General features: G+C 28.5%; 8 protein-coding genes, 1 pseudogene and 1 riboswitch. Of the genes and pseudogenes, 7 read left to right on the top strand and 2 right to left on the bottom strand.

Annotation, left to right across the window (positions count from 1 at the left end; genetic code table 11):
- The coding region (locus ACFDSN_RS08355; protein ID WP_375239395.1) for a hypothetical protein at nt 1-847 on the top strand (847 nt) is incomplete at its 5' end.
- A 198-nt stretch (nt 848-1,045) separates the two neighbouring features.
- Nucleotides 1,046-1,696 (top strand): DUF2971 domain-containing protein, encoded by a 651-nt coding sequence (locus tag ACFDSN_RS08360; RefSeq protein WP_375239396.1) that lies wholly within the window; start codon nt 1,046-1,048, stop codon nt 1,694-1,696.
- A gap of 226 nt (nt 1,697-1,922) precedes the next feature.
- On the opposite strand, the gene ACFDSN_RS08365 is transcribed toward ACFDSN_RS08360, so the two are convergent.
- Both ACFDSN_RS08365 and ACFDSN_RS08370 read right to left on the bottom strand, forming a co-directional pair.
- Nucleotides 1,923-2,993, bottom strand: a complete 1,071-nt coding sequence (locus ACFDSN_RS08365) for a YncE family protein (RefSeq protein WP_375239397.1) — start codon at nt 2,991-2,993, stop codon at nt 1,923-1,925.
- A gap of 4 nt (nt 2,994-2,997) precedes the next feature.
- Nucleotides 2,998-4,815, bottom strand: coding sequence for a TonB-dependent receptor plug domain-containing protein (locus ACFDSN_RS08370; RefSeq protein ID WP_375239398.1), 1,818 nt, complete (start codon nt 4,813-4,815; stop codon nt 2,998-3,000).
- A 29-nt stretch (nt 4,816-4,844) separates the two neighbouring features.
- A riboswitch (cobalamin riboswitch) is annotated at nt 4,845-5,051 on the bottom strand.
- 233 nt (nt 5,052-5,284) lie between these two features.
- Here ACFDSN_RS08370 and ACFDSN_RS08375 point away from each other — a divergent pair.
- The 5 genes and pseudogenes from ACFDSN_RS08375 to ACFDSN_RS08395 all read left to right on the top strand — a co-directional run.
- Entirely contained in the window at nt 5,285-6,430 is a 1,146-nt protein-coding gene (locus tag ACFDSN_RS08375; RefSeq protein ID WP_375239399.1) for an ABC transporter substrate-binding protein, read from the top strand.
- Between the two features lies 1 nt (nt 6,431).
- A complete protein-coding gene (locus ACFDSN_RS08380) occupies nt 6,432-7,460 on the top strand; it encodes a FecCD family ABC transporter permease (RefSeq protein ID WP_375239400.1) in 1,029 nt (342 codons plus the stop codon).
- A gap of 28 nt (nt 7,461-7,488) precedes the next feature.
- Nucleotides 7,489-8,283: an ABC transporter ATP-binding protein gene (locus tag ACFDSN_RS08385; protein ID WP_375239401.1), complete on the top strand. Its 795-nt coding sequence runs from the start codon at nt 7,489-7,491 to the stop codon at nt 8,281-8,283.
- Between the two features lie 56 nt (nt 8,284-8,339).
- Nucleotides 8,340-9,068 (top strand): head GIN domain-containing protein, encoded by a 729-nt coding sequence (locus ACFDSN_RS08390; protein ID WP_375239402.1) that lies wholly within the window; start codon nt 8,340-8,342, stop codon nt 9,066-9,068.
- Nucleotides 9,069-9,179: 111 nt separating this feature from the next.
- A pseudogene (locus tag ACFDSN_RS08395) lies at nt 9,180-9,619 on the top strand (DNA recombination protein RmuC); the annotation flags it as partial.

Below are 9,619 nucleotides of genomic sequence, written 5' to 3' on the forward strand. Positions count from 1 at the left end.
AAAAATAAATAAGATAATTGAAAATAAAGAATTGCCTGTTGCTCAATACTTCAGTCAATTAAATAGTTTTTTAAGTACTTTAAGTAGTCAAATTACCACAAATCAAACTGAAATTGAAAGACTAAAAACTATCTTTCAAGATTATGTAAACTCAGAACAGGAATTAATAAATTCAGAAGAATATGCTGTTATATCAATCATTTTTAAAGACCTAAAGACAACAAGTAGTTTAAAAGAATTTTCTAAAACTTTAAATAAGTGGAATAGAACGCTTTTAATTTATCACCAATTATTAACGAGTAACACACCTGAAGAAATTGAAATTGTAGAAGTACAGAATGGTTCAATTGATGTAATTGTAAATTTAGATTTTGACATAGCTGTTGACTTGGTCGAATTAGTAAAATATGGTTTTAAAGTTTTTGGTGGATATTTACTATACAAGAGCAAAGCAAAAGACATCATTGCTACTTATTTTGGAAACAAAACTTTAATTAAACAAGAAGAGCAAAGAGAAAAAGAAATGCTCGAAAACATTTATAAAACCCTTGAATTAAAGATTTCGGAACAGCATAAAAGTGCTTTAGAGAATGACAAAAAAATAGAAAAAACAGCTCTAAAGGCAAAAGTTAAAGATGTAGCAAAAACTATTTCTGAACATATTGTAAAAGGAAATGATATAAAATTATTAGCTGTACCCGAAAATGACACTGAAATAATTGAGGACTCTAAAGAAATGAATTTTACTTCAATTACGAATAGAAATATACTTAAAGAATTACCAGAAGAGGAGAAAATAAAACTTATTGAAAGATATTCGTTTGAAGAGAATAATGAGGAAAAATAACTACCTACAACACCGTATAAAATTAATTGCTAGTTTTAGCCAATTTACGAAAGTCCTCGCGGACTTTCTATCCGTGATTTATTTGCTAACTTTAGTGCTTAAAACACGCAACTAATGTTATACAAAACCGTTGGCAGTAATTTACCCAAAATGAACTTTTACAGATATCAAGCTATAAATAAACTGACACTTCAAAATTTGAGTAATCAAAAAAATTGGGTGGCTGACCCTTTTGAATTTAATGACCCATTTGAATTCAGTCTTATAGACAAATATTATCATAACAATAAAGGAAAAATAGAACATTTTGAAAAAGAACACCTTGAAAGAATAAAAAGTATAGAAGACGAAATAAGCGAGTTTGGAGTTGTTTGCTATAGTTCCGATTATATAAATAATCTTCTTTGGGCTCATTATGCCGATAATCATAAAGGAATGTGCCTCGTTTTTGATGTTCCCGAAGAAAAGGTACCAAGCTTATACAAGGTGTCATATAGTAAAAAATTCCCTCTTGTTGGAATAACTAAAGAATCTGAAAATTATAAAGAAATTATTCCTGTAGTTACAACCAAATCTATTGACTGGTCTTATGAAGAAGAATATAGAGAAGTCTTTATTATGAAAAATATGCTGAATGACTATCCTGGAGAACTAACCGAAATAATCTTCGGTTGCAGAACACCATTTGATGACATTCAAATTGTTAGAGACATAGCAATTAGTAAAAATAAAGATATCAAAATATCAAAAATGCATATAGCGCAAAACCAATATCAATTAATGAAAGGAACTACTGGAAATAATATGGAAATTCCTAAATTTTGGAAACTTAAGAATCTTAAAATGTAATTTGAATTTAACAAAAAACTACTGCCAACAACCGTATATAACAAATAAAAAAGTGTTTTGTGTTTAACCAAAAGCTCGTTATCTTTTTAAAAAATCGGATTGTTTAAACCTGATTTTTAGCATCTATTCTCAGCCTTACTATTCTTAGACACAACAATGTTGTAATAAAAAAGCTACTTCTTTAGAAGTAGCTTTTATTTAACATTATAAGTAAGTTAATATCTTTTTAATTAAAGTAAATTTCTCCAGGGATAACTCCTATTTCTACTATGTTTAATAAAATTCCAGACGAAGCATTATAAACTTCTAAAAATCCATTTGTTGTAAAGTTTCCTGCATCTACTCCTAATATTAAACCATTTTTTACGGTCATATCGTTAAAACTTAAATCTAATATAGTAGCATCTGTTGGTAAAACTTGATCTGTTAAACTCATAGTGTAAACTGCTCCATCTAAATAGTAATATGCTTTAGTTCCTTCAATATTAAATTGGCTTGGATGAAAACCATCTGCAAATTCCAATGTTGATTCTATTAAATTAGTACCAGTGTTTATTTTAGTAATTGCACCTTTAGTTTCAATTGCATTTGGCAACCAATATCTATTATCACCTTCACTTAAAACATATAAATTACCTGTAGAATCAAATGCTAACTCATCTGGGTTATCATTTACAGTTATTTCTGTTACAGAAGAAGTATTTAACGCATCAATAATTGATATTTTATTATTAGAATTAAACCCACCTTTATGAGAGATATATAGCTTATTATTTTGAGAAACAATGTGCTCTGGTCCTTCTGTTACTGGAATTGTATTTAAAACAGTGTAAGTTGATAAATCAATTTCTGCAATATAATCATCTGTTGCTAGAGATCCATCTCCCCAATTTGTTACATAACCTTTTCCATTTGCGAAAGTCATATATCTTGGATTAGTTAAACCCGTTGAAATAGTTGCTTCACTAATAAATGTGTAACGGTTAACCACTTCAATTTTATTAGATACATTTACTACTATAAACGCATAATCGCCATAAAAGGCCATACTCTGTGCTGTATCTCCTAATAATGTTCCGTTTACGTTTTCGAAAACTTTATTTTCAACATTTTGTAAATCGCCAGAAACATAAGAAACAGATGCATTTCCTCCAAAAAAGTTTCCTTCATGAGAAATTAATAATCCGTTTTCATAATCACCTCTTGGAATTGTAACTTCTGTATTATTATCTTCTGTACATGATGTAAATACTACAAGGTTTACTAAAGCAATAAATGCAATTTTTTTAAGTGTCATTTGTTTAAAAATTAAGTGTTAATTGTAAATTATAGTTTCTATTTGGCATTGGACGCAATGCTACGTTTTCGTAATAAGTATTTAAAAGATTATTCACTTTAAAACTTAAGCTATAATCTATCTTTTTTAAGTGTTTAAATTTATAACCAATTCCTGCATTAGACACTTTATAAGCTTTTAAAATGTCGCCTATAATATTTACTTGTCCGTTATATAAATACTGATAAAAAAGTGTAATCTTTTTAAATCCATAAGCCATATTTATGTTTCCTTTATGCTTTGGCACATAAATTAACTGTGTTTTATCTTTTAAGTTTCTAGTGCTTGTAAAACTGTATTTTATATCTGTTTTAATACTATGATTTCCAAAACGTTTAGAAAAAGAAGTTTCAAACTCTGCTCCTATACTTTCTACTTCGTTTATATTTTTAGGCGACCAAAATCCATTTTCTGGTGTCCATTGTATCATATCATTTATTCTAATATAATATGCGTTTAATAAAAACTGAATTGATTTAAATTTCAACTCTTGACCAAAATCAGCTTGATAAGACGTTTCCGGTACTAAATCTAAATTACCACCTGGTTGCCAATATAAATCGTTAAAGGTTGGAACTCTATAGTTTTTTGAGGCATTTAAAGTTATACTATAATCTTTAGTTAACTTACAATTAACATCTGCAGAAAAAACTAAAGGACTTTTAAACCCAGTTGTTACATCTTGTCTTGCACTTAAATTATAGGTTAATTTATTTATTTTCTGTTGAAACATTAGCGTTGTCGAAAACGCATTACGTTTAGGGTTTCCAAAACTACTACCTTCACCTTTAAATGTATTATATTCTATAATAGAATTTAATTTTATATGTTTAGGTAATTTGTATTCAAACTCGTGTTTTGCAATAAATTGCTGTACGTTTCCAAAAGAGAAATTGTCATTTTCTTTATTCTCAAAATATTTAAACTCTTCTTTTAAAGCTGCAAATTTTAAAGCGGAAGTATATTTATTTCCAATATGTTGCCATTCTAATAAATGTCTAAAATGTACATCGTTATACTTACTTTTGGATGGTGCTACTAAAGTTGCAGATAATTCGCGCTCGCCAACAAATGTATTAGTATAATACTTAATAATATCAGTATCGCTTAATGCATAACCAAGGTTTGCAAAAAATGTGGTGTTATTAAAAGCACCATTAGTGTTAACTTTATCTTTCCCAATAAACTCATAATCATTATCAGAGCTTAACCTATTAAAACCAACATTTAAAGCTAAACGTTTTGTACTTGCAGTAACTTTATAGGTTAATTGTTTTGTGTTAAAACTACCATAGTTTAATTGCACAGTATTTTTTAAAGGAGACGAAAAATCTAAATTATTATTTAAATGAATAGATCCGCCAATAGCTCCAGAACCGTGCTGTACACTTCCGCCACCACTTTTTATAGTAATTTGATCAAATCCTGCTAAAGACAACGCGCCAAAATCTGTTTGCCCATTTAATTGCGAATTAATATTTATTCCATTCCACAATACTGCTGTTTGTGAAGCACTTGTTCCTCTAAATGATGGCGAAGAAACCATTCCAAAACCATTTTCTTTAAAATAGATATTAGAATTAAAAGCAAATAAATTAGTGGTATTTGTTGGTTGTTGGTTTAATATAGAGTCGGTTAAAGTTGTTAATTTATGACTAACCCTAAGACTTTTAAGTTTTACATCGCTTAAAACAACTTCGTCTAATAACTGAATAGAATCTAACTGTGCCAACGTTATACACGGGCAACATAATAACACAAAAATGTAAATTCTTTTTTTCATAAATCAGTAAGACTTTTTACCCGAAAGTCGGTTTTGATGATGAAAAAGGCAGGTCTCCTGACTTGCGTCTTATTATAAGTCTTCCCAGAAAAAAATTTCCAGTGACATGAAGTGTTATAATAAGCGTTCTAAAAAAGAACTAAGCTTACAGTTGCGGGAACAGTATTGGATTTTAACCAAATTCCCTTTTAATTTTTGTCCATGGCGAACAAAAAACCAAATTCGAGGCAAATGTAAGAATTAAAATGAAGTAAAAAATGTAATTGAGATTTAATTCTGAAACATTGGAAAAACAATGATGTAAAAAGCAGAATTGAAAATTACTAAGAAAAGAGAAAAACACAGCAATAACCTTACTTACGAATACTATACTGCAATTGAAACAAATAAAAATCAAAAACTAATCTAATTAATTGTTTGGAAACTTGTTTGGTATAAGCGTACTTTTGATGCAAATTTCAACTAAAAAATGAAGTATTTCTATCTTTTAATTATTAGTGTTTTATTTGTTTCATGTAAAAATAACATAGAAACTTCTGGTGTTTTACCTCAAACAAAAACACAGCGTAAAACATTAAAGTATGCTGAAGGTTTTTCGATTACAAACTATGGAGACTATAAAATTCTTCAGATTAAAAACCCTTGGAAGAATGCAGACAAAACGTACTCTTATGTTTTAATAAATAAAGAAAATACTGCAAAAAACACATTTAACACAGCCAATTTTGATGGTATAATTAACACACCAATTAATAAAGTAATTACAACAAGTACGACTCATATTCCTGCGTTAGAATTGTTAGAAACAGAAAACTCCATAATAGGATTTCCTGGAACTAAATATGTATCCTCTAAAAAAACAAGAGCATTAATAGATAGCGGTAAAATTATAGAAATTGGTAAAAACGAAAGTTTAAACACAGAACGTATTTTAGAATTACAACCAGATGCTATTGTTGCTTTTGGAGTAGATGGCGCAAGTAAATCGCTTAACACTATAAAAAACGCCAATATTCCTATTATTTATAATGGAGATTGGGTAGAAAAAAGTCCTTTAGCAAAAGCTGAATGGATTAAATTTTTTGGGGCTTTATATAATAAAGAACGTATGGCAGATTCTATATTTAACACTATAGAAACTAATTATTTAAAAGTCAAGAAATTAGCACAAACAGTAAAAAACAAACCAACTGTTTTAAGTGGCGCTATGTATAAAGATGTTTGGTATTTGCCAAGTGGAGCAAGTACTGAAGCACAAATTTTAAAAGATGCCAATGTTAATTATTTATGGTCTGAAACAACTGAAAAAGGAAGTTTAGCTTTAAATTTTGAATCTGTGTTTGTGAGAGGAAAAGAAGCTGACATATGGATAAGCCCTAGCTATTACACAAGCCTTAAATCTTTAGAAGAAGGAAATTTCCATTATACTAAATTTGATGCTTTTAAAAACAAAAAAATATTCTCATTTTCTAACACAACTGGTGAAACTGGCGGCGTTACATATTATGAACTTGGGATAGCAAGGCCAGATTTGGTATTAAAAGATATCATTAAAATTTGTCATCCAGAATTATTAAAAGATTATAATACCACTTTTTTTAAATCATTAAATTAATTTGAACCTTAACAAAACATACAAATTAACCTTTCTAATACTTATTATAGTATTGGTGTTTTGTTTTGTTTTAAATTTAAGTTTAGGATCTGTAAGCATTCCTTTCTCAGAATTAATTAACTCTCTTTACGGACATTCAGATAATGAAAATTGGACGTATATTATTCAGAATTACCGTTTACCTAAAGCTATAACTGCCATTTTAGTAGGTTCAGGATTAGGGAGTTCTGGTTTATTAATGCAAACACTTTTTAAAAACCCATTAGCTGGTCCTTATGTTTTAGGAATAACTTCTGGAGCTAGTTTAGGAGTCGCTATTTTAATTTTAGGAAGTAGTTTGTTTGGCGGATTTTTAGCTACTGTTTTAGCTTCTAATTGGAGTTTAGTTATTGCATCTTCTTTAGGTAGTTTTTTAGTATTATTAACTGTTTTATTAGTTGCTAATAAAGTAAAAGACACAATGACGTTACTTATTATTGGACTTATGTTTGGTAGCCTAACATCTGCAATTGTTAGTGTATTATCCTATTTTAGTCCTGCAGATCAATTACAACAATACATTTTTTGGGGCTTTGGAAGTTTAGGTGATTTAAGTTGGGAGAAAATTAAAATATTTTTAGTTATCTTTTTAATTGGTTTAATTCTAAGTATTACTGCTTTAAAATCTTTAAACAGCTTACTTTTAGGAGATCAATATGCAAAAAGTTTAGGTTTAAACATAGAAAGAAACAGATACATAATAATTATAGCTGCAAGTTTATTAGCTGGAAGTATTACAGCATTTGCTGGACCAATTGCATTTATTGGATTAGCAGTACCACATTTAACGAGACAATTATTTAAAACATCAAGTCACAGTATTTTATTACCAGCAGTTATCTTATTTGGTGCTATCTTAATGTTGGTATGCGATAGCATTGCACAATTACCTTCAAGCGATTATACCTTACCTATTAACGCAATTACATCTTTAATTGGTGCGCCAGTTGTAATTTGGTTACTAGTAAGAAAAAAACAAATGAGTTTTTAAACTTAATTATAAAAATAACAGATATTAATTGAATAATAACAAGCAACATAGCATTTTAAAAGCCGAAAATCTTTCTGTTGGATATCAATCTAAAAAGAAAAAAACTGTTATTGCTTTAAATATAAATTTTGAATTATTCCCTGGTGAGTTAATTGGTTTAGTTGGTGCTAATGGAATTGGAAAATCAACCTTATTACGAACAATAACACAATTACAAGAACCGTTAGAAGGATTTATTCTTATAGATAAATCACCTTTAAAATCATATAGTAATCAATTATTAGCTACAAAATTAAGCTTAGTTTTAACCGACAAATCACTTTCTAAAAATCTTACAGTTTTTGAATTAGTATCGCTTGGAAGACAACCATATACCAATTGGATAGGTAAGCTTACAGAAAAAGATATTTCTATAGTTAATAAAGCATTAGATCAAACTCAAACATTAGATTTAGCACAAAAAAAATGTTTCGAACTCAGTGATGGACAATTACAAAAAGTACTAATTGCAAGAGCTTTAGCACAAGATACGCCACTAATAATTTTAGACGAGCCAACTACACATTTAGATATGTATCATAAAGCGTACATTTTAAAATTATTACAGAAAATTGCAAAAACAGCCAATAAGACCATTTTATTTTCTTCACACGAAATAAATTTAGCTATTCAGCTTTGTGATAAAATGTTGGTTATGACAACCGAAAACACATTCTATAACCAACCTTGTAAACTAATAGAACAAGGTGTTTTTCAAACACTTTTCCCAAAAGACATTGTAGAATTTGATACTGTATCTGGAAGTTTCGTTGTTAAAAAGTAACCAATCGTATTATAAAAACTTTATTATTGTTAACTTTATAAAAACATATATTTATTATGAGACTATTTAAATCAAGCATAATTATATTAATCATACTATTTACCTTTTCAAATTGTCAGGTTCAAAATTGGAAAAAAATAAAAGGTAACGGTAACATAGCTACTATAACTAGAACTGTTTCAGATTTTAATAATATATCACTTTCTGGACCTATGGACTTTGAACTAGTAAAAGGGCGAGAAGGAAAAATAACTATTGTAGGCGAAGATAATTTGTTAGACTATATTATTACAGAATCTAAAGATGGTAATTTAATTATTGAACAAAAAGACAATTATAGTTTAAGTCCTAGTAATTATAAAACTATAAAAATCACAATTCCATTTGAGTCTATAAATAATGTAACACTATTTGGTTCTGGAGATGTAATTTCTCAAAATATAATAGAGGCAGATAGTTTTACTACAAAAATTTCTGGTTCGGGTGATATCTCTTTAAATTTAGTAGCAAAAACTACAAACGCAACTATTTCTGGTTCTGGAGATATTACTATAAAAGGAAAAACAGATCATCTTAATGTTTCTATTTCAGGTTCTGGAGATTTTAATGGTAAAGAATTAGAAGCAAATAACACAAACGCAAAAATTACTGGATCTGGTGAAATTGAAGTTGTGGCAAATGAGTCTTTAATGGCCAGAATTACAGGTTCTGGAGACATTAATTACTCAGGTAATCCTTCACAAATTGATAAAAAAGTAACTGGTTCTGGCGATATCAGTAATTAATAAAACTTTAAACTAGGATGAAAAAAAGGGTTTTGATTCATTTCAAAACCCTTTTTATTCTCAATACTGAAAATCAAAACTCGTATCTTTGAATAAATTTTATAATTCAAAATGTCCGACAACATCATTCTAATCATAGCTATTCTTATTTCGTGCCTAATTGGTGCTTATTTAGGTAAACTTTTTTCAAGTTTAAAAACTAAAGGAGAACAAAGCACACTTGAAGAACGAAATACTAATCTTGAAAAACAATTTGAAGACTTCAAACAATTTTCTTCAACTGAAAACGAGAAACAAAACCAACAGTTTGCTTTACAATTAAATACTGCTAAAGAAACTATTTCTAAAATTGAAGTTGAAAGAGAATCAATAAGACGAGAAAAAGAGTTTTTAAATGCTGAATTAACTCGAAAATCTACAGAATTCGAAAACTTACAACAATTAAATATTAAACGTGAGGAAGAAGTTGAACTTAGGCAAGAACAACTTCGTAAGGATTTTGAATTATTAGCTAATAAAATTCTTGAAGAAAAATCGGAAAAATTTACACT

Source organism: Aurantibacter sp. (assembly GCF_042094015.1).
In the GTDB taxonomy this organism is placed as follows: domain Bacteria; phylum Bacteroidota; class Bacteroidia; order Flavobacteriales; family Flavobacteriaceae; genus Aurantibacter.